Below are 1,323 nucleotides of genomic sequence, written 5' to 3'. Positions count from 1 at the left end.
ATGTCCTGTATCGGGACATAGTTGACAGATGTGTCAAAGCATTGTTGACAGCGAGAAGGCTCTCGGAAGAAATTCCGGGGGTCTTCTTTGTTTTGGTGGTGGGGGTTCTTAGGTGGGGTCTTTGATTTTGGGTTGGTAGTTCTTGGTGGGGTCGATGTGGTGGTAGGCGATGATTTCTCCGGTGTGGGCATCGAGGGTGGTGACGTGTGGGCCTTCGATGAGCATGAGGATGGGGCGTCTGCGGTGGGCTCGTCCCATGCCTAGGTGGCGCAGTTTTCCCGCGTAGCGAAGGGTTACTTTGCCGTCGTTATCGATGATGTCGTTGCGGGTGCGGTATTCGGGGTCTGGGACGTGGTGGGGGCTGGCTTTGGGGAGGCGTTCGTATGCTTGGCGGGGTGTTTGGTGGTTGAGTGCGCGGTGGGGTCGGTGATTGTTGTACCAGGTTTGGATGGTATTGAGTTGTTCTTGTAGTTCGGTGATGGTGGTGGCTTGGGGGAATGCGCGGGCGAGTTTTTGTTTCAGGGTGGAGTGGAATCGTTCGATTTTGCCTTGGGTTTGGGGGTGTCCGGGTCGCCCGTTTTTCTGTTGGATGTGGTGGGTTGTGAGCACGGTTTCGAAGGCGTTTCGGGCTCCGGGGCGGCTGGTGTAGCGGCTGGTGAAGACGAGTCCGTTGTCGCTGAGGGTGGCGGCGGGGGCACCGTAGGTGGTGATGAGGTTGGTCATGACTGCGGCAACATCGGCTCCGGTGCATGGCATGAAGGCTTGAATGGCCAGGAGGTATCGGGAGTGGTCATCGAGGAAGTCGAGGATGTCAGCTCGGCGGCTGCCGGTGAGGTAGGTGTGGGTGATATCGGTTTGCCATAGCTCGTTTGGTAGTGCGGCGGTGAAGTGGTGGTAGCTGGATTTGGGGCGTTTGCGTGGTTGGGGTTGAACGCGTCCGGCGTCTTTTAGGATGCGGTGGATGGTGGATTTTGAGGGGGTGTGCAGGCCTTGTTGTTGGAGGTGCCAGGCGATTGTTTCTGCTCCGTTATCGCTACCGGAGGTTGTCAGTTCATCGCGTAGTTCGATGATTCGTTTTCGTACGGCCGCGGTGATGGCGTGGGGTGTGGTGTGCGGGGCTGTGCTTCGGGGTTGGAGTCCTTCGGGTCCGTATTGTTGATAGCGGTCTTTAAGTACGTAGATCCACTGGCGGGAGACCGCGAATTTTTCTGCTGCTTCACTCACGGTTAGCCCTTGGTCCAGGATGGAACGCACGATGACGAGGTTCTTGTGGTTGCGCATACTCCGACCATGCCGAAGGTGTCAACGATGTCGCGAGACATC

The 1,323-nt window shown here is 57.4% G+C and carries 1 protein-coding gene; it reads right to left on the bottom strand.

What is annotated here, in order from left to right; genetic code table 11:
* Positions 1-108: 108 nt before the first annotated feature.
* Positions 109-1,281 (bottom strand): IS481 family transposase, encoded by a 1,173-nt coding sequence (locus MUN85_RS12490; RefSeq protein ID WP_250506994.1) that lies wholly within the window; start codon positions 1,279-1,281, stop codon positions 109-111.
* Positions 1,282-1,323 lie beyond the last annotated feature (42 nt).

It is taken from the genome of Bowdeniella massiliensis (assembly GCF_023634005.1).
Taxonomy (GTDB): Bacteria; Actinomycetota; Actinomycetes; order Actinomycetales; family Actinomycetaceae; genus Bowdeniella; species Bowdeniella massiliensis.
The sequence above is the reverse complement of the archived record's forward strand: the minus strand, read 5'-3'. Positions and strand labels throughout refer to the sequence as shown.

What these genes read in the sequence shown, in the direction of transcription:
- MUN85_RS12490 (WP_250506994.1), bottom strand. Translation starts at nt 1,281, where the DNA reads ATGCGCAACCACAAGAACCTCGTCATCGTGCGTTCCATCCTGGACCAA.